This window comes from Mycobacteroides franklinii (assembly GCF_002013895.1).
Lineage (GTDB): Bacteria > Actinomycetota > Actinomycetes > Mycobacteriales > Mycobacteriaceae > Mycobacterium > Mycobacterium franklinii.
The window spans coordinates 336,434-354,817 of sequence record NZ_MAFQ01000006.1; the positions used below are offsets into that span (position 1 = coordinate 336,434).

Here is an 18,384-nt window from a genome sequence, read left to right on the forward strand (position 1 = left end):
GCCCCATGACCGTCACGATCGTCGCCAAGCAGCCTGTCGTCGCCGCGTTGGCCGCCGAGTGGACCGCGCTCGATGAGTTGGGCGCGCGCCTGACCGATGACCAGTGGGCCGCACCGTCGGTGTTGCCGGGGTGGACCGTCAAGGATGTCCTCGCGCATGTGGTCGGTACCGAGCGCCTGCTCTCGGGCGACCCGATCCCCAGCACCGACGAGGCCGTCGCGAATCTGCCGCACGTGCACAATCCCGTCGGCGTCCTCAACGAGCGCTGGCTCACCTACTACCGCAAGCTGCCACCGGTCGCGGTACTGAATGACCTGCGTACCGTCACCAGCGCCCGGCTGGCCGTTCTGGAGGGCCTGTCCCAAGAGCAGTTCAACGCCGAAACCGCCACCCCCGTAGGGCCCGAAAGTTATGGCCGGTTCATGCAAATTCGCGACTTCGACTGCTGGATGCACGAATTGGACGTGCGTGACAGCCTCGGTTTGCCAGCACCGACGGATCCGGTGACCGTGACACCGGCCCTTGCCGAACTGATCAACGCGCTGCCTTTCCTGGTGGGCAAGCGGGCCGGCGCACCCCAAGGTAGCCGGATCCGTTTCGTGCTCACCGGAATTGGTGCGCAGACCATCAACATCGAAATCCCGGACCGGGCCCGCATCGTGGCCACACTCTCCGATGCCCCCCAGGTGACGCTCACCGCGGACACCTGTGAGTTCGCTCGCCATCTGGGCGGACGTGCCAGCGCGAACCGCAACGGATTCACACTCGACGGCGATCCCGACCTGGGGTGGAAGATCGTCTCCAATCTGCGCTTCACGATGTAGCGGGTAGCTCCAAAAACGCCTGCAGCGCATCGGAGTACATCGGCACGTCGTGCGCGCCCATCAGCTCACGTGCCGAGTGCATCGCAAGCATCGCAGCGCCCACGTCCACGGTGACAATGCCGGTGTGTGATGCCGCGAACGGACCGATGGTGGAGCCGCACTGCATATCCGCCCGGTGTTCGTACCGCTGCACGGGGACCCCGGCCCGCTCGCAGGCCAGCGCGAAGGCCGCCGTGCCCCGCCCATCGGTGGCGTAACGCACGTTGGGGTGAATCTTGATGACCGGTCCCGCGTTGACGCCGATCTGGTGGCCCGGTTCGTGCCGATCCGGATAGTTGGGGTGGGTGCCATGCGCCATATCGGCCGAGACCATCAGCGAAGCGGCCGCGCGCCGCAGAAAATCCTCGCGGGTTCCATTGCTGGACAGCACGATCCGTTCCAGTACTGTCGACAAAAGATCCGAGTGGGCGCCATGGTCGGAGACCGAACCGATCTCCTCGTGGTCGAAGAGTGCCAGCACGGTCGTCGAACTGGATTCGGCGGCCAAGAATGCCTCCAGGCCGGCATAGCAGCTGGCCTGGTTATCCAAACGGGGCGCACTGACCAGGCTCTCGTCGGGTCCCACCAGCGCCGCGCCGGTCAGGTCGTGCGTCATCAGATCGCGCCCCAGGATATCGGCCGGGGCGACCCCCAACTGCTCGGCGATGTACTCCTCGAAGCTGCGCTTCCCACTCCACACCGAGTTCACATGCCACTGCGGGTCGATCACCCATTTCTTGCGTTCCTCGGCACTGACCATGTGAATCGCTAGGTTCGGCACCCGCAGGATCGGCTGATCGATGCGAATCAATGTGGACCGCACCGCATCTCCATCGCGCACCAGCACCCGCCCGGACAAGCCCAGATCGCGGTCCAGCCAGGTCTGTACCCAGGCACCCCCGTAGGGCTCCAGGGCGACCATGGGCCAACCCGCTTGCACCCGATCGGCGTTGGCCTTTACCCGCAGGTTCGGGCTGTCTGTATGCGCCCCGATCACCCGGAAGGCCACGTTCTCGTCTTCCATGTCCATACCGCGCCAGGCCACAATCGAACCGGACCGCACCACGAAGTAGTCGCCGGCGTGCCCCGGCCACCGTTGCGCCTCGGACAGCTCGGTGAACCCTTCCTGGCGCAGGCGGTGTGCGACGGTGTCCACAGCATGAAACGGCGACGGTGAGGCGTCGATGAATTGGCAAAGTCCTGTTGCGGTCGCGGTCACGCTTCCCATGATGGCTGACCGGATACGGTCTAGGGTCGAAGCGTGCCCGATCCTGTGCCGCAAGCCGTCCTAGAACCGCTGTCCTCGTCGGCCATCTTCCTGGTGGTGACCGTCAACGAGGGCGCCGAACAGGCAGTTCACGACGCCCTGCCGGAGCTGTCCGGCCAGGCGAGAGCCATCGGATTCCGCGACCCGGCACGGCGATTGTCGCTGGTCACCGCCATCGGGTCCGATGCCTGGGACCGGCTCTTCTCCGGTTCACGGCCCGCCCGGCTGTGGCCCTTCCAGGAGGTGCGCGGCGAGCGGCACGTGGCTCCGGCGACCCCCGGCGACCTGCTGTTCCATATCCGCGCTTCGACCATGGACCGCTGCTTCGAACTGGCCACCCGCATCACCACGACGCTGGCGGGTGCGGTCACCGTCGCCGACGAGGTGCACGGTTTTCAGTACTTCGACAACCGCGACCTGCTGGGATTCGTGGACGGCACCGAGAATCCCGACGGCGACGAGGCGGCCTCGGCTGCCCTTGTCGGTTCCGAGGACGCGGACTTCGCCGGCGGCAGCTACGTACACGTCCAGAAATACCTGCACAACATGGCCGCGTGGAGCGCGCTCACCGTGGATGAGCAGGAGAAGGTGATCGGGCGCACCAAGCTCGATGACATCGAATTCGATGATGCCGTCAAGCCGTCCAATTCCCATGTGGCGCTGAATGTCATCGAGGACGAAGAGGGCAACGAGTTGCAGATCTTGCGGCGGAACATGCCCTTCGGCGAGCTCGGAAAATCCGAGTTCGGCACCTACTACATCGCCTACTCGCGCACCCCGGACGTCACGGAACGCATGCTGCGCAACATGTTTATCGGGGATCCACCGGGCAACACCGACCGTATCCTGGACTTCTCGACCGCGGTCACCGGCGGACTGTTCTTTGCACCGGCCGCCGATTTCCTCGACGCTCCCCCACCGCTGCCCACCGTGGCAGCCACCAAATCTGTTGAGTACCAAGGTTCTCTTTCGATCGGCAGCCTGAAAGGATCGTTGTCATGAACAACCTGTACCGCGAACTCGCACCCATCACCGACGAGGCCTGGGCGGAGATCGAGACCGAGGCCGCCCGCACCTTCAAGCGCCACATCGCCGGGCGCCGGGTAGTCGACGTCAGCGAGCCGGGCGGCCCCTCTAGTGCGGCCGTGAGCACCGGGCATCTGCTGGATGTGGCGGCACCCGCCGACGGTGTGCAGGCCCATCTGCGCGAAAGCAAACCACTTGTGCGGCTACGCGTTCCGTTCACCATCACCCGCTCGGCCATCGACGATGTGGAGCGCGGCTCACAGGACTCCGATTGGGACCCGGTCAAGGCGGCGGCCAAGAAGCTGGCGTTCGCCGAGGACCGCGCCATCTTCGAGGGATACCCCGCCGCTTCGATCGTCGGCATCCGCGAGTCCAGCTCCAACCCCGAACTCAAGCTGCCCGAAGATGTCCGCGAGTACCCCGACATCGTCGCGCAGGCGCTCTCGGAACTGCGCCTGGCCGGTGTCGACGGTCCGTATTCGGTGCTGCTGTCGGCGGAGGAGTACACGAAGGTCAGCGAGGCCTCCGATCGCGGATACCCCATCCGCGAGCATCTTGGCCGGCTGGTCACCGGCGAGATTCTCTGGGCGCCGGCAATTGACGGGGCGTTCGTGTTGAGCTGCCGCGGCGGCGACTTCGACCTACAGCTGGGCACCGATGTCACCATCGGCTACCTGTCCCATGACGCTGAGAGCGTGCAGCTCTACCTGCAGGAGACCTTGACGTTCCTGAGCTACACCGCCGAGGCGTCGGTCGCGCTGCTGCCCTAGGCGGGTCGGTCTCTCAACGCACTGATGTGTGCCCGCCTTTGAGCGACAAAGCAATTCGTTATCTTGCTTGTCGCCCAAAGGCCGACAACGGGAGGATCACACGGCCTTGAGTCTGCCGATCGCCGAGTGCACCACCTGGTCGAGCCGCGCCCGCCCCTCACCCGCATCCCACGCGAACGATCGCACGACAACCAGCAGCCCACGAACACGGACCCACGTCACCAGCTGCCCGGGAATCTCCTGGTCCATGTCGGTCGGCCGCATCAGCGCCGTGACCGACGGATAGGGCGCGGTGTTCGGGCCGGGGGCGGACGAAATCTGCACCGACGCAGTGCCCGTCTCCAGGGTGTTGACCCCCTGCGCGGGCACGATGGACTTGGCCCAGGCGATCATGTCGACCCCAGGGTTCTCTTTGCCGTAAAGGACATCGACCGATTCCGTACAGTGCGACAACGCTTGCAACCGGACCAGAAAGTTAACCTTGGCGCCATTCGCGTCGCCGGCCTGGTGACACAATTGGTCACCGCTGCTGGTTGCGCCGGCGAGGTCGTCCTTCTCCACCTTCCAGTCCGCCGGGATGGCGTCGTCCGGAAGCAGGGACATCAACTGAGAGCTTGGCTTGTCGGCCAAATCGCTGTCGGCGCTCGCCGGTCCCGCGAACCCAAGACAGGCGACCGCAACCGATAGGACAAGCGCCGCGACCCGCCATCCAACCCTGATTGCCTGACCCATAGACACACTCCCTCCGCAATTGGTGGGAGCATAGCTGTAAGAACGGACATCTGCGCAACTACCCAGCAAATACGCAGATAGGCACTAGTTATGGCTTTGCCATCCATTGCCGGACAACCGCTGCGTACGAGGACGCGCGATGCAATGAGCCACTAAGACAGGCAGTGTCGCACGGCCGCTACGTGAGCCGTCAGCAAACGCCTATTGGCAGGCAGGATTTACGCGGTCAGCACGGCGTCGAGCGCCGAGTAGAAAATCCCGAGCCCATCGTCGCTGGGCCCGGTCAGCGCCTCGGTGGCGTGCTCCGGGTGCGGCATGAGCCCCACCACGCGACCGTTGGCCGAGGAAATCCCGGCGATATCGCGCATCGACCCGTTGGGGTTCTCGCGGTAGCGGAAGACGACGCGGCCCTCACCCTCGAGCTCATCGAGCACCGCATCGGAGGCCACGTAACGGCCCTCACCGGACTTCAGCGGCACCAGGATATCGGCGCCCTGCTCGTACCGGGACGACCAGGCGGTGTTGTTGGCGTCGACACCCAGCCAGACGTCCCGGCATACGAAGTGCAGTCCGGCGTTACGGGCCAGCGCGCCGGGCAGCAGCCCGGCCTCGCACAGCACTTGGAAACCGTTGCAAATGCCCAGGATTGGCAGACCCTGCGCGGCGGCGTCCACCACCGAACGCATCACCGGGGCGAACCGCGCGATGGCCCCGGCACGCAGGTAGTCACCGTAGGAGAAGCCACCGGGCACGATCACCGCGTCGACTGACTTCAGGTCGGCATCGTCATGCCATAGCGAGACGGCCTCGGCACCGGAGAGCCGGGCCGCGCGCGCGGCGTCAACGTCATCGAGGGTGCCGGGGAACGTGATGACACCGATACGTGGGGTCATTCGGACTCCCGCACGATTTCCCAGTCCTCGATAACGGTGTTGGCGAGCAACGCCTCGGCGATGGACTCCAGGTCGGAATCGCCGATCTCTCCGTCAAATTCCAACTCAAAGCGCTTGCCCTGCCGGACGTCTGCCACGCCGGCATAGCCAAGGCGGGCGAGTGCGCCCACGATCGCTTGTCCCTGCGGGTCCAGGATCTCGGGTTTCGGCATGACGTTTACGACGACTCGGGCCACGGACTGACTTTACCGTGTGGGCCCGGACACATCCCGCCTAGACTCCCCTCATGCAGCTGACCCACTTCGGGCATTCGTGCCTGCTGGCCGATTTCGGCAGCACCACTTTGCTGTTCGATCCGGGAAATTTCTCGCACGGATTCGAAGGGATCACCGGTCTGTCAGCCATCTTGATCACCCATCAGCACCCCGACCACGTGGACCTGCAACGGCTGCCCGCGCTGGTCGAGGCGAACCCCGGGGCGGCGCTCTATGCCGACCCCATGACCGCAGCGCAGCTGGGCGAGCCGTGGCAGGCGGTGCATGCCGGCGACAGCTTCACCGTCGCGGAGCTGACGGTGCGCGGGGTGGGCGGGCAGCACGCGGTGATCCATCCGGAGATCCCGCTCATCGACAACACCTCGTATCTGATCGGCGACGGTGAGCATGCCGCGCGCCTCATGCATCCCGGTGACGCGCTCTTCGCCCCCGGCGAGGACGTCGACGTGCTGGCGCTGCCCGCCGCGGCGCCGTGGATGAAGGTGTCCGAGGCGATCGAGTATCTGCGCGCGGTCAACCCGGCCCGGGCGGTGCCGATTCACCAGGGCATTCTGCAAGAGGCCGCATACCCGTTCTTCTACACGCGTTTTCGGGAGATGTCCGACGCGGACTTCCAGGTGCTGCCGCACGAGGATGCGGTCACCTTCTAGGCCTACCCAGTCGCCGACACGCCGCGTTTCGATGTGTTTCGCGAGTAACCTTCGCAAAACACGGCGTGTCGGCGGGTGACTAGCCGATGTCTTCGGCGGCGCCCCGACCCGCGGCCCGTCCGCTGAAGATGCAGCCGCCCAGGAACGTGCCCTCCAGCGCGCGATAGCCGTGCACACCGCCGCCACCGAATCCGGCAACCTCCCCGGCCGCATACAGTCCTTCGAAGCAGCTGCCATCGGCCCGCAGGACACGCGAATCGAGATCGGTTTCCAGACCGCCCAACGTCTTTCGCGTCAGAATGTGCAGCTTCACCGCGATGAGCGGACCGGCCTTGGGATCGGTGAGCCGGTGCGGAGCCACCACGCGGGTGAATCGGTCGGCGAGATAGCCGCGTGCGGCACGGATGGCGGCGATCTGCGGGTCCTTGCCAAACGGGTTGGCCACCTCGCGGTCGCGCGCCGTCACCTGTTGAGCGACAGTGGCGTAGTCCAGGGGCCTGACGTCCGGCAGCGCGTTCATTCCGGCGACGAGGTCCGGCAGATTGGTGGCGGAGACGAAATCGACACCCTTGTCGATGAACGCCTGCACCGGCCCGGGCGCGCCCGCCTTACCGCGCCGCAACACCCCACGCACATCCTTGCCCGTGAGGTCGGGATTCTGCTCCTGCCCCGACAACGCGAACTCCTTGGCGATAATCCGCGCATTCAGGATGAACCACGAATAGTCGTGCCCGCTGCCACAGATGTGCTCGAGCGTGCCCAGAGTGTCGAATCCAGGGAACAGCGGCGCCGGGATTCGAGATCCCTTGGCATCCAACCAGAGTGACGAAGGCCCGGGCAGGATGCGAATTCCGTGACCCGGCCAGATCGGGTCGTAGTTGGTAATGCCTTCGGTGTAGTGCCACATACGGTCACGGTTGATCAGGTGGGCTCCGGCGGCCACCGATATCCCCACCATGCGGCCATCGACGTGTGCAGGCACACCCGTCAGCAGCTGAGACGGCACATGCCCCAACCTCTCGGGCCAGTTCGCGCGCACCAGGTCGTGGTTTCCGCCGATGCCACCGCTGGTCACGATGACGGCCTGTGCGCGGAACTCGAATTCTCCCAAAGCCGTTCGCGAGGACGCGACACCGCGCACGTCACTTGATGGCTCCAGCACCGTGCCGCGAACCCCCACGGCGGCACCCTGATCGACAATCAGCTCGTCGACCTGGTGCCGGTACGCGATGCGCACCTGGCCACGGTCGACGGCAGCGAGCACGCGCCGGGCGAAGATCTCCACCAGCCCGGGACCGGTGCCCCACGTGATGTGGAATCGTGGCACGGAGTTACCCGGACCCAGCGCATCCCTACCGCCGCGCTCGGCCCAGGAGACCAGCGGAAAAGTCTGTAACCCCCTGGCACGCAGCCAGGTTCGCTTCTCTCCGGCGGCGAAGTCCACATATGCGTGCGCCCATTGACGTGGCCAATGGTCCTCCGGCCGATCGAATCCGGCAGTACCCAGCCAGTCCTGCAGGGCCAGCTCGTGGGAATCCTTGATCCCCATGCGGCGCTGTTCGGGACTGTTGACGAAGAACAAACCACCGAAAGACCAATACGCCTGCCCGCCCAGATTGGCGGCGTTCTCCTGTTCGACGATGATGACCCTCTTGCCGCGGTCCACCAATTCACAGGTCGCCACCAGCCCCGACAGACCCGCGCCCACGACAATGACATCGGTACTCGTGTCACTCACCGGTTCACCGTAGCCGGGACGATTAAGGATTAAAAGGTCCAACTTCCTTGCGGTGAAAGCACAAAGCCGTGATCATATTGGGCCCGAACAGTGCCGATATACCGACAGGCGAAGTCATTTCTCCTCTGCCACCGCAGAGGAGATGCCGCCACCCCCGGACCATTCCCTGGAAGATGCAGCAAAATCGTGGACCTTAGGCCACGCTGTGCAATACCTGCTTGGGCAACCACTGGTAAATGCCGGGCACTGCACCGTGCAGCAATGACAGGTCAATGGCGTCGATCATGGCCTGCCGCGGGCCGGGCTTACGCAGGTGCTTGGCCGAAATCGCAACCCGCACCACACCGTCGCGACGGGCAGTGCGCGCGGCCGACAGCACCAGCATCCGGCACCACCACGGCTCGGAGAGAAAGCCCTCGCCAATGCCCAGCACCCGTGCGCGCACCGAGGTGCCATGCACCAGATCGGTAATCTCGGAAAGACCGACGTTCAGACGGAAACCGTTGCGCGGCAGCATTTCTATGGCTCCTGCCGATGCCATCCAACCCGGCGCCGCGAACAGACGCGTACGCAACCCGGTCTGCTCCATCACGCGGTCGGCGGCCATCAGACGCAGGTTGGCCTCGTGTGCGGGCAATGCGGCGAACTCGTCGCGACGCTTCTTGGTGGCGGCCTGGTCGTATCCGTGCAGAACGATGGCGTCACCCCGAGAGCGGCGCCCGGCAAGCCAATCGACCGTCGGCTGGTCCTCCACGAGGCGGTACTTACCCTTCAAACGGGGAGCCACCAGAAATGACAGCGGGATGGACCGCCGATCCATTTCCTCAGTGAACACAGCAATCTCATCGAGAGTGCGATCGCAGATTCCCGACACGGATACCAGCAGCTGTCCTGCCATGCCTTCAGTGTGGCAACTTCAGATGTACGCGAGGTGTCAGACACCCCGCATCGAAAAGAACGCTCTGGGCGCTAGCCCAGCTCCTTCTCGATGGCCGCAATCACCTCGGGAGCATCCGGCACCGTCGTCGGCCGGAATCTATTGACCACCGAGCCATCCCGCGCGATCAAGAACTTCTCGAAGTTCCACTGCACGTCCCCGGCGGCACCTTCGGCATCGGCCGTCTTGGTGAGCTCGGTGTACAGCGGATGCCGGCTGTCCCCGTTGACATCGGTCTTCTCCAGTAGCGGAAAGCTGACGCCGTAGGTGGTGGAACAGAAAGTCTGAATCTCCTCCGCCGTACCCGGTTCCTGGCCCATGAACTGATTGCAGGGCACCCCGAGCACCGTCAAACCACGGTCGGCGTAGTCGCTGGCCAACTTCTCCAGGGCCGCGTACTGCGGGGTGAGACCGCATTTGGACGCGACGTTGACGACGAGCACGGCGTTGTCGCCGAAATCGGCGAGTGACAGCGGCGAGCCGTCCAGGGCGGTCAACGAGATCGAGGCGAGATCGGTCATGCCTCCCACGGTACCGGGGTAGCGATGATTGACTGTTTGAACACCAAGCAAAGTTGCGGAGGTCATATATGAGCGAGGAGGACGAATTCTCCTCGGGCCGCAGTGCCCTGCGGATCGCGTCGGTAGCCGCCCTGGGAGGACTCCTCTTCGGATACGACAGCGCCGTCGTCAATGGCGCGGTCCAGGCGATTCAGGACGAGTTTGACATCCGTGACGTCGAGCTCGGATTCGCGGTCGCCTCCGCCCTCATAGGAGCTGCCCTTGGCGCCATGACTGCCGGCCGCATCGCCGACCGGATCGGGCGGGTGGCGGTCATGAAGATCGCCGCCGCCTTGTTTCTGGTGAGCGCGGTGGGCGCCGGTCTCTCGCCGAACATCGAGCTGCTCGTCATCTTTCGCGTAATCGGCGGCGTGGGAGTAGGTGTCGCATCCCTGATCGCACCGGCCTATATCGCCGAAACCTCTCCATCGCACATCCGCGGACGGTTGGGCTCGCTGCAGCAATTGGCGATTGTCACGGGGATCTTCTTGTCCCTCACCATCGATTGGCTATTGGCACACCTCGCGGGTGGCTCTCGCGATGACTTGTGGTTGAGCCTGCCCGCGTGGCGCTGGATGTTCCTCGCGATGGCACTACCTGCGCTGGTGTACGGCGCACTGGCATTCACCATCCCCGAGTCACCCCGTTATCTCATTGCCGCGCACCGTATTCCCGAAGCGCGCACGGTATTGACGAGGCTGCTCGGGGAAAAGAACCTGGACATCACTATCGACCGTATCCAGGAGACGCTCGACCAGGGCACCGCGCCCTCGTGGCGCGACCTACGCAAGCCCACCGGCGGTTTGTACGCCATCGTGTGGATTGGTGTGGCATTGGCGGTGTTTCAGCAGCTGGTCGGCATCAACGTGATCTTCTACTACTCAAATGTGCTGTGGCAAGCCGTCGGGTTCGGCGAGAGCTCGTCCTTCACCATCACGGTGATCACCTCGATCACCAACATCGCCACCACGCTGGTGGCCATAGCGCTCATCGACAGGGTGGGCCGCAAGCCCCTGTTGCTCATCGGTTCGGCAGGCATGGCGGCAACTCTGGGCACCATGGCGATCGTCTTTAGCTCGGCCACCATGGTCGACGGCAAGCCGCACCTGGGACCTATCGCCGGGCCCGTTGCGCTGGTTGCCGCCAATCTGTTTGTGGTGGCATTCGGAATGTCCTGGGGTCCGGTGGTCTGGGTGCTGCTGGGTGAGATCTTCCCCAATCGAATCAGGGCAGCGGCCATGGGTTTGGCCACCGCGGGAAACTGGGCAGCCAACTGGTTGGTGACGGTGACCTTCCCCGGGCTACGTGACGCGTTGGGAATCGCCTACGGGTTCTATGCAATATGTGCGCTGCTGTCCTTGGCATTCGTGGCCCGCTGGGTGCAGGAGACCAAAGGCAGGACCCTGGAAGATATGGATGAGCAAGCTCGCGCGAAGACCATCCGGCCCTGATTCGGTGATCAGCTGAACAACTGGCCGGAGCGCGCCGCGGCGATGACTCCGCCGTCGACCAACAGATCGGTTCCGGTGACGTAGGTCGACTCGGACCCCAGCAGGAATGCCGTCGCCGCCGCAATATCGTCGGATGTGCCAATCCGCCCGGACGCCGAACCGTCGATCATGGCCTTCGTGATGGCACCGGTCTCCGAGGCAAGTTCCTGGTGTCCCATCTTGGTGGACACCACTCCCGGGCTTATCGAGTTGATGCGAGCCCCTCGCGCTCCCCACCCACGCGCGGCAAATCGAACGCGAATATGGTTGGCGCGCTTGGCGAATTGGTACGCCGCCGCAGGATACTCAATGCTCCGAACATAGGGTAACTCCAGCAGATCCTCGGCACCGACGGAGCCCAGCTCCTGCTCCTGCTCGGCGGTGAGCTCCAACGGCATGTGCCCGGCCATGCTGGCGATCACCACCCCAGCACCGCCGGGGGCGACGATCTTGCCGAACTCCTCTACCACCAAGGCCACACCCACCAGGTCGACGGCCAGGATGGCCGCCGTCGGCGACTGTGCCGGCGAAACGCCGGCGGTGTGCGCCACCTGAGTGACCCGTCCCAGCGCCGCGGCGGCTTCGGCCAACCCTGACACCGACTCACGCGAGGAAACGTCGACTCGCCGCCCGATGACGTTGTGTCCGTCGGCCGTCAGTTCATCGACGACGGCCTGCAGTGCCTGCTCGTTGTAGTCGGCGATCAGCAGTGTCTTACCGATGCCTTGACGGCGGGCGATGACCTTGCCCATGCCGCCGACACCGGTGACGACGACGACCTCGTCAGACATTCGATATCTACCCTTCCGCCCCAAGAACATCGAGTATCCAGGCGAGCTGGAAGGCGCTCTCTTTCCAACGCTCGTAACGCCCGCTGATACCGCCGTGCCCGGCCGTCATCTCGGTGCGTATCAGGATGGGACGCTCACCGGTGGTGGTGTGCCGCAACTCCGCCACCCATTTGGCGGGTTCGACGTACAGCACACGAGAGTCATGCAGTGAAGTCATCGCGAGGATGCTCGGATAGTCAGCGGCACGAATGTTCTCGTAAGGCGAGTACGACTTGATGTAGTCGTACACATCCTTGTTTTCCAACGGGTTTCCCCACTCATCCCACTCGGTGACGGTGAGCGGCAGTGACGGATCACAGATGGTGGTGACGGGATCGACGAAGGGCACCTGCGCCAGCACCCCGGCGAACAGCTCGGGTGCCAGGTTCACCGCGGCGCCCACCAACAGCCCGCCCGCGCTGCCTCCCCAGGCGACAAGCCGATCGGGCAAGGCAACTCCAGTGTCAATGAGATGCCTACCTGCCGCGACGAAGTCGCTGAAGCTGTGCTTCTTGTGCAGCATCTTGCCGTCCTCGTACCAGAGGCGGCCCATCTCACCGCCACCACGCACGTGGGCGATGACGAACACCACCCCACGGTCCAGCAGTGAGAGGCGCCCGATGCTGAACTGCGGGTCCTCACACATCTCGTATGCGCCGTATCCGTACAGGAGTGTCGGCGCGGGTTCACGAGTGTCTCTACGGTGGACCACCGACAGCGGTATCCGGGTGCCGTCCTCGGCAAGCGCCCATTCGCGCCGCTCCACGTAGTCCTCGCGGTGATAGCCACCAAGAACCGGTTGCTCCTTGAGTAGCGCGCGTTCCCCGGTATGCACGTCGAGGTCGTAGACGCGAGTCGGGGTGATGAAGGATGTACAACCGACCCGCAACAGCGGCGAGTTCCATTCGGGGTTGTCGCCCAGCCCCGACAGCATGAGCTCGGAGTCGAACTCGACCTCCTGCGGTGCACCGTATCCGTCCGCGGTGATCGGCCATACCTGTATGCGCGGCAACGCTTCTCGTCGATAGCCGATCACGAACCGTTCCGCGAAGGCCTCCACACCGTCCAGGCGCACATCGTCGCGGTGGGCGATCAGGTTGCGCGCCAACGTCGGCTCGGCTGGCCCGTCCGCCAGCGCGGCGACCGGCAGCTCGGCGAGCGCGAAGTTCACGGCGCCTTCGTTGTGCAGGATCAGGAGTCGATCCTCACCCCCGACCACAATGTGATCGACGGTGTACTCGATACCGGTGCGGCGCAACCAGACTGGCGAGAAATCGGTGGCGGGATCGCTGGCATCGCCGATCAGGATCTCGGAGGTTACCGACGAATGCACGCTGATGGCGACAAAGCGGTCACTGCGCGTGCGACCCACCCCGATCCAGAATCGCTCGTCGGGTTCCGTGAACACCTCAACGGATTCTTCGCCGCTACCCATGGTGTAGCGGCGAATGGCGTACGGCCGGAAGGCTTCATCGATCACGGGGTAGTAAAGGGTGCGGCTGTCCATCGCCCAGGTCGCGCCTGCACCGATATCGGCGATCTCGTCCGGGTACATCTCGCCGGTACGCAGGTCCTTGAACCGCAGCGTGTACATCTCGTGGCCGACGACATCGACCGAGTAGGCGAGCGTGTTTCCGTCCGGGCTGACGGTCGCGGCCCCCAACGAGAAGAAGTCGTGGCCCTGCGCTTCCAGATTGCCGTCGAGAAGGATCTGCTCACCCGGAACGTCCTCATCGAGCACTGGGGGCGTCCAGTTGTCCGGATCACCTATCGGACAACGGCAATGAACGCCGTACTGCTTCCCCTCGAAGCTGCGGGCGTAGTACCACCATTGCCCCATCCGGGTGGGAATCGAAAGGTCGGTCTCCTTGGTGCGCGATTTGATCTCGCCGAAGATGCTGTTGCGCAGCCCCTCGAGATGGCCGAGTTGGTCATCGACGTAGGCGTTCTCGGCCTCAAGGTGCGCGATGACCTCGGGGCTCTCCTTCTCGCGCATCCATTCGTAGGGGTCTACGAAGGTGTCTCCGTGATACTCACGCAGAGTATCGATGCGGTTCGCGGCGGGCGGGCGTACGGGCCCGCTCACGCCGACGGGCCGATCCAATCGGCGAAGCTCAGCCCCGAAATACGTTCATATGCCTCGATATAACGTTCACGTGTGGCCGCCGCCACCTCATCAGGTAGAGGCGGTGGCGGGGTGTCCGACGCGCGATCCCATCCCGATTCCGCACTGGTGAGCCAATTGCGGACAAACTGCTTGTCAAAGCTGTCCTGCACCACGCCCGGCCGATAGTTGGCGGCATCCCAGTAGCGGGACGAGTCCGGGGTGAATACCTCGTCGGCTAGCACCAGGGTGCCCTCGATATCGACGCCGAATTCAAACTTGGTGTCGGCCAGGATGATTCCCTTGTGCAGCGCGTGTGCCGCCGCCCGGGTATAGATCTTGATGGTCTCATCGCGCAGCTGGTTGGCACGCACTGCGCCGACCAGATCTATCACCGCGGCGAAGTCGACATTCATATCGTGCTCACCGATATCTGCCTTCGTCGCCGGGGTGAACAACGGCGGATCCAGCCGGCTGGCCTCGCCGAGGCCCTGCGGCAGCACGTGTCCACAGACCGCGCCGGTCCGCTGATAGTCCAGCAGTCCGGATCCGGTGAGGTATCCGCGTGCCACGCATTCCACCGGAAGCATGTCGAGCCGTCGCACCAGCAGCGCCCGACCCAGCACCTCCTCCGGAATGCGCGGATCGTCGGGCGGCCCGGCCAGATGGTTGGGCACGGTCAGCAGCCCGAAGAAGAACACGCTCATCGCGGTGAGGATGCGCCCCTTGTCGGGGATCGGCGTATCCAGGATGAAATCGAACGCGGAAATTCGGTCGGTGGCGACGAACAGCAGGTGCTCGTCGTCGACTCGGTACAGCTCACGGACCTTTCCGCTGGCCACATGCTGGTAATCGGACAGCGGAGGACGCATCGTGCCATCCTACGATTCATGCGACTCCTGCCCTACTCGACCCGGCCGGGGCGGTTGCTCCGCCAACTGTTCAGCGACGTAGCGGTCGCGATCTGGACCACGATCTGGGTGTTCGTCGGGCTTGCTGTGCACGCATCCGTGTCGACGATTGCGGCGGTGGGCCGCCAGGTGAAGGACGGTGCCGACGGCATCTCGGACAACCTGAACTCCGCCGGCGACAGCGCACACAGGATCCCGTTGGTAGGCGACAAGGTGGGCGGACCGCTGCGCGCGGCCAGTGAGGCGGCCGCCGATTTGGCCGGGGCCGGCCACAATCTGGACACCACTGCGACCTGGTTGGCGGTCGTCTTGGCGATCGCCGTCGCCGCGCCGCCCATCCTGGCCTTCGCCGGGCCGTGGATCTTTCTCCGGATCAGGTTCTTTCGCCGCAAGCTGGTTGCGGTTCAGCTCGCGGCCACTCCCGCCGGGGAACAGCTGCTGGCCCTGCGGGCGCTGGCGAACCGGCCGCTGAAGAAGCTCGCGGTGGTCACCGCCGATCCGGTGGCTGCGTGGCGCGCCGAGGATGCCGCTGCGATACGTGGTTTGGCTGCCATCGAATTGAAGGCGACGGGCATCAGCGCACCCAAGCAGTGGCGCACCTCCTGAGCGTCCTCTCCTTGCCGACACGCCGCGTTTTGTGATGACACGCCACTGTTCGCAACAGAACGCGGCGTGTCGGCGGGTTAGGAGGCCGCGACGACCATGTGTCGAATGCCGGTGTGCCGGTTACTGCGGGTCCACTCCACCGGCTCCGCCAGCCGCACCGACGTGAAACGCGGCAGCATCTCCTCGAAGACCACCCGCAGCTCCAGACGGGCCAGATGCGCGCCGAGGCAAAAATGCACGCCGTGTCCAAAGCCCAAGTGGGGATTGGGTTTGCGCGTGATATCGAATTGATCGGGGCGGTCGAACACCAGCGCATCGCGATTGGCCGAGCCTTCCCAGACCACCACCTTCTGCCCGGACCCGATGTCCTGTCCACCCAACGTGACATCGGTGGTCGCCGTCCTGCGCTTGGACGGTGACGGGGAGGTCCAGCGCAGCATCTCCTCGATCGCTGTCGGCACCCGATCAAGATTCGCACGCAGGGAATGGAATTCGCCGGGATGCTCCAGCAGCGCCAACAGACCACCGGCGATGGCGTTGCGCGTCGTCTCGGCGCCCGCACTGAACAGCAGATAGAAAAACAGGTACAGCTCGGCATCCGACAACGCGGGCGCATCCGGATCGTCGACTGTCGCATTGACCACCACCGACAACATGTCGTCACCGGGCCGAGAGCGTTTCAACGCGATCAACTCCGAACCGTACTGGTACATACCAGAACTCGGGTCACCCAGCGAACTGGTGACCTGCGAGCGGCGCGCCTTGCCGAAGTCGAAACTGGGCTCGACCGCTTCGAACAACCAGTGTCGATCCGACTCCGGTACGCCCAAAAGGATGCAGATCATCTGCATCGGCAGTTCCGCGGCGATGTCCACCAAGAAGTCGAAGGGCACCGACGGTTGCACCGCGTCCAGCAGCATCCGGCACCGCCCGCGCAGATCGTCCTCGACGCGCTGGATCATGCGCGGGGTCAAACCCGAGCTCACCAGCTTGCGAATCTGGCGGTGCCGCGGGTCGTCCATCATGTTGAGCACCTGCCCGGCGATCGGCAGATCCTGGATCAACGTGCCGCCGTAGGCGCGATCACCTCCGGTCACCGACGAGTACGTCACCTGATCACGCAGCACCTCAAAGGTTTCCGCGCAGCTGGCCACCGACCAGAAACCCTCGTTGTCGGGGGTGTTCTCGGTGGGTTCATGCCAGTACACCGGCGCCTCACGTCGATGCCGCGCGAACAGGGCGTGCGGGAATCCACCGGCGAAGTTGTCCAGGTCGGTCAGGTCAATTCCAGCAAGAGCCGCGCAGCCCATGCGCTACAGGATGGCACCCGGGCTGTACACGGCGGCATCCGGATAGTCGGCCGCCAGCGCCTCGACCTCAGTCACCACCCGATCGACCTGATCCGCGGCCGCCCCGGTGAACGAGGCACGGTCGGCCAGCGCGGCCTCCAGCGCAGCCCTGTCCAACGGCAGCCGGGCGTCATCGGCCAGCAAGCCCAAAAGGTCTGGCTCGGCACCCTTTTCGCGCATCGCCAGCGCCGTCGCGACGGCGTGCTCCTTGATGACCTCGTGAGCCTCCTCGCGGCCGACCCCGGCACGAACCGCCGCCATCAGCACCTTGGTGGTCGCCAGGAACGGCAGGTAGCGCCGCAACTCACGGTCGATCACCGCCGGATATGCACCGAACTCGTCGAGCACCGTCAGGAAGGTCTCGATCATCCCGTCGATGGCGAAGAAGGCGTCGGGCAGCGCGACCCGGCGCACCACCGAACAGAACACATCGCCTTCATTCCATTGCGCTCCAGCCAGTTCCGCAACCATGGAGCCATATCCGCGCAGAATCACCTGCAGGCCGTTGACGCGTTCGCAACTGCGGGTGTTCATCTTGTGCGGCATCGCCGAGCTGCCGACCTGCCCGGGCGCGAAGCCCTCGGTGACCAGCTCGTGCCCGGCCATCAGGCGGACGGTGTGCGCCAGCGAGGACGGGCCGGCACCAAGTTGCACCAGCGCCGACACCACGTCGTGGTCCAGCGAGCGTGGATACACCTGCCCGACGCTCGTCAGGGTGCTGGAGAAACCCAGGAAGCCCGCCACACGCTCTTCCAGCTCCGCCAGCTTCTCGGTATCCCCGTTGAACAGGTCCAGCATGTCCTGCCCGGTGCCCATCGGGCCCTTGATCCCCCGCAACGGATAGCGATCGAGAAGCTCCCGCAGCCGGGTCAGCGCGATCAGCGTCTCGTCGGCCGCCGATGCGAATCGCTTACCCAATGTGGTTGCCTGCGCGGCCACGTTGTGACTGCGCCCGGCCATCACCACATCCCGGTACTCGACGGCATGACTCGCCAGCCGCGCCACCACCGCGACGCCATGCGCGTGCACGTACTCCAGCGACCGGCGGATCTGCAGTTGCTCCACGTTCTCGGTGAGGTCGCGGCTCGTCATGCCCTTGTGGATGTGCTCGTGCCCGGCCAGCGCGTTGAACTCCTCGATGCGGGCCTTCACATCGTGGCGGGTGACGCGCTCACGGGCCGAGATCGAGTCCAGGTCGACGTCCTCGACCACGCGCTCGTAGTCCTCGATGACGCCGTCGGGAACGTCGATGCCCAGATCGCGTTGTGCGCGCAGCACCGCGATCCACAACTGGCGCTCCAGCACCACCTTTGACTGCGGCGACCACAGCTGAACCATGGCATCGCTCGCGTACCGAGATGCCAGAACGTTAGGGATTTGCAC

Annotated in this window: 18 protein-coding genes; 6 read left to right on the forward strand and 12 right to left on the reverse strand. The window is 64.7% G+C overall.

What is annotated here, in order from left to right; translation table 11 throughout:
• The first annotated feature begins 5 nt into the window (after positions 1 to 5).
• Positions 6 to 824 (forward strand): maleylpyruvate isomerase family mycothiol-dependent enzyme, encoded by an 819-nt coding sequence (locus tag B4393_RS11450; RefSeq protein ID WP_078334246.1) that lies wholly within the window; start codon positions 6 to 8, stop codon positions 822 to 824.
• Here B4393_RS11450 and B4393_RS11455 read toward each other — a convergent pair.
• A complete protein-coding gene (locus B4393_RS11455) occupies positions 814 to 2,082 on the reverse strand; it encodes a M18 family aminopeptidase (protein ID WP_078334445.1) in 1,269 nt (422 codons plus the stop codon). The two genes, B4393_RS11450 and B4393_RS11455, sit on opposite strands and share 11 nt — an antisense overlap.
• A 42-nt stretch (positions 2,083 to 2,124) precedes the next feature.
• Here B4393_RS11455 and B4393_RS11460 point away from each other — a divergent pair, with 42 nt between their 5' ends.
• Together B4393_RS11460 and B4393_RS11465 are read left to right on the forward strand one after the other, a co-directional pair.
• Complete coding sequence (locus B4393_RS11460) at positions 2,125 to 3,132, forward strand: Dyp-type peroxidase (RefSeq protein WP_078334247.1); 1,008 nt, start codon at positions 2,125 to 2,127, stop codon at positions 3,130 to 3,132.
• Positions 3,129 to 3,926, forward strand: coding sequence for a family 1 encapsulin nanocompartment shell protein (locus B4393_RS11465; protein ID WP_070936716.1), 798 nt, complete (start codon positions 3,129 to 3,131; stop codon positions 3,924 to 3,926). The genes B4393_RS11460 and B4393_RS11465 overlap by 4 nt, the downstream gene beginning before the upstream one ends.
• Positions 3,927 to 4,022: 96 nt before the next feature.
• Here the strand turns inward: B4393_RS11465 and B4393_RS11470 are convergent, their stop codons facing one another.
• The 3 genes from B4393_RS11470 to purS form a co-directional block, all read right to left on the reverse strand.
• The gene (locus tag B4393_RS11470; protein ID WP_078334248.1) at positions 4,023 to 4,658 is read right to left on the reverse strand and encodes a hypothetical protein; all 636 of its coding nucleotides are present in this window, start codon (positions 4,656 to 4,658) and stop codon (positions 4,023 to 4,025) included.
• Between the two features lie 218 nt (positions 4,659 to 4,876).
• Positions 4,877 to 5,551, reverse strand: coding sequence for a phosphoribosylformylglycinamidine synthase subunit PurQ (purQ, locus tag B4393_RS11475; RefSeq protein ID WP_070936718.1), 675 nt, complete (start codon positions 5,549 to 5,551; stop codon positions 4,877 to 4,879).
• Complete coding sequence (gene purS / locus B4393_RS11480) at positions 5,548 to 5,787, reverse strand: phosphoribosylformylglycinamidine synthase subunit PurS (RefSeq protein WP_070936719.1); 240 nt, start codon at positions 5,785 to 5,787, stop codon at positions 5,548 to 5,550. The genes purQ and purS overlap by 4 nt, the downstream gene beginning before the upstream one ends.
• A gap of 50 nt (positions 5,788 to 5,837) precedes the next feature.
• On the opposite strand from purS, the gene B4393_RS11485 reads away from it, so the two are divergent.
• The gene (locus B4393_RS11485) at positions 5,838 to 6,476 is read left to right on the forward strand and encodes an MBL fold metallo-hydrolase (protein WP_078334249.1); all 639 of its coding nucleotides are present in this window, start codon (positions 5,838 to 5,840) and stop codon (positions 6,474 to 6,476) included.
• Positions 6,477 to 6,555: 79 nt separating this feature from the next.
• Here the strand turns inward: B4393_RS11485 and B4393_RS11490 are convergent, their stop codons facing one another.
• From B4393_RS11490 to B4393_RS11500, 3 genes are all read right to left on the reverse strand, one after another.
• Positions 6,556 to 8,214 (reverse strand): FAD-binding dehydrogenase, encoded by a 1,659-nt coding sequence (locus tag B4393_RS11490; RefSeq protein WP_078334250.1) that lies wholly within the window; start codon positions 8,212 to 8,214, stop codon positions 6,556 to 6,558.
• A 193-nt stretch (positions 8,215 to 8,407) separates the two neighbouring features.
• Complete coding sequence (locus B4393_RS11495) at positions 8,408 to 9,112, reverse strand: DUF2334 domain-containing protein (RefSeq protein ID WP_078282499.1); 705 nt, start codon at positions 9,110 to 9,112, stop codon at positions 8,408 to 8,410.
• 71 nt (positions 9,113 to 9,183) lie between these two features.
• Positions 9,184 to 9,672, reverse strand: a complete 489-nt coding sequence (locus B4393_RS11500) for a glutathione peroxidase (protein WP_078334447.1) — start codon at positions 9,670 to 9,672, stop codon at positions 9,184 to 9,186.
• 68 nt (positions 9,673 to 9,740) lie between these two features.
• On the opposite strand from B4393_RS11500, the gene B4393_RS11505 reads away from it, so the two are divergent.
• The gene (locus B4393_RS11505; RefSeq protein ID WP_078334251.1) at positions 9,741 to 11,162 is read left to right on the forward strand and encodes a sugar porter family MFS transporter; all 1,422 of its coding nucleotides are present in this window, start codon (positions 9,741 to 9,743) and stop codon (positions 11,160 to 11,162) included.
• An 8-nt stretch (positions 11,163 to 11,170) separates the two neighbouring features.
• Here B4393_RS11505 and B4393_RS11510 read toward each other — a convergent pair whose 3' ends face one another.
• The 3 genes from B4393_RS11510 to B4393_RS11520 are packed head-to-tail and all read right to left on the reverse strand — an operon-like array spanning position 11,171 to position 15,007.
• Entirely contained in the window at positions 11,171 to 11,992 is an 822-nt protein-coding gene (locus B4393_RS11510) for an SDR family oxidoreductase (RefSeq protein WP_078334252.1), read from the reverse strand.
• 7 nt (positions 11,993 to 11,999) lie between these two features.
• Complete coding sequence (locus B4393_RS11515) at positions 12,000 to 14,117, reverse strand: S9 family peptidase (protein ID WP_078334253.1); 2,118 nt, start codon at positions 14,115 to 14,117, stop codon at positions 12,000 to 12,002.
• Entirely contained in the window at positions 14,114 to 15,007 is an 894-nt protein-coding gene (locus tag B4393_RS11520) for a phosphoribosylaminoimidazolesuccinocarboxamide synthase (protein WP_078334254.1), read from the reverse strand. Before B4393_RS11520 ends, B4393_RS11515 begins: the two co-directional genes overlap by 4 nt.
• An 18-nt stretch (positions 15,008 to 15,025) precedes the next feature.
• On the opposite strand from B4393_RS11520, the gene B4393_RS11525 reads away from it, so the two are divergent.
• Positions 15,026 to 15,652, forward strand: a complete 627-nt coding sequence (locus B4393_RS11525; RefSeq protein ID WP_078334255.1) for a hypothetical protein — start codon at positions 15,026 to 15,028, stop codon at positions 15,650 to 15,652.
• Positions 15,653 to 15,729: 77 nt separating this feature from the next.
• On the opposite strand, the gene B4393_RS11530 is transcribed toward B4393_RS11525, so the two are convergent.
• Positions 15,730 to 16,962: a cytochrome P450 gene (locus B4393_RS11530; protein WP_078334256.1), complete on the reverse strand. Its 1,233-nt coding sequence runs from the start codon at positions 16,960 to 16,962 to the stop codon at positions 15,730 to 15,732.
• A 3-nt stretch (positions 16,963 to 16,965) separates the two neighbouring features.
• Positions 16,966 to 18,384, reverse strand: a complete 1,419-nt coding sequence (gene purB, locus B4393_RS11535; RefSeq protein ID WP_078334257.1) for an adenylosuccinate lyase — start codon at positions 18,382 to 18,384, stop codon at positions 16,966 to 16,968.

Bases quoted from the DNA above. Each gene is read 5' to 3' on its own strand.
- B4393_RS11450 (WP_078334246.1), top strand. From the start codon at position 6: ATGACCGTCACGATCGTCGCCAAGCAGCCTGTCGTCGCCGCGTTGGCC.
- B4393_RS11465 (WP_070936716.1), top strand. From the start codon at position 3,129: ATGAACAACCTGTACCGCGAACTCGCACCCATCACCGACGAGGCCTGG.
- B4393_RS11470 (WP_078334248.1), bottom strand. From the start codon at position 4,658: ATGGGTCAGGCAATCAGGGTTGGATGGCGGGTCGCGGCGCTTGTCCTA.
- purQ (WP_070936718.1), bottom strand. From the start codon at position 5,551: ATGACCCCACGTATCGGTGTCATCACGTTCCCCGGCACCCTCGATGAC.
- B4393_RS11485 (WP_078334249.1), top strand. From the start codon at position 5,838: ATGCAGCTGACCCACTTCGGGCATTCGTGCCTGCTGGCCGATTTCGGC.
- B4393_RS11495 (WP_078282499.1), bottom strand. From the start codon at position 9,112: ATGGCAGGACAGCTGCTGGTATCCGTGTCGGGAATCTGCGATCGCACT.
- B4393_RS11500 (WP_078334447.1), bottom strand. From the start codon at position 9,672: ATGACCGATCTCGCCTCGATCTCGTTGACCGCCCTGGACGGCTCGCCG.
- B4393_RS11505 (WP_078334251.1), top strand. From the start codon at position 9,741: ATGAGCGAGGAGGACGAATTCTCCTCGGGCCGCAGTGCCCTGCGGATC.
- B4393_RS11510 (WP_078334252.1), bottom strand. From the start codon at position 11,992: ATGTCTGACGAGGTCGTCGTCGTCACCGGTGTCGGCGGCATGGGCAAG.
- B4393_RS11520 (WP_078334254.1), bottom strand. From the start codon at position 15,007: ATGCGTCCTCCGCTGTCCGATTACCAGCATGTGGCCAGCGGAAAGGTC.
- B4393_RS11525 (WP_078334255.1), top strand. From the start codon at position 15,026: ATGCGACTCCTGCCCTACTCGACCCGGCCGGGGCGGTTGCTCCGCCAA.
- B4393_RS11530 (WP_078334256.1), bottom strand. From the start codon at position 16,962: ATGGGCTGCGCGGCTCTTGCTGGAATTGACCTGACCGACCTGGACAAC.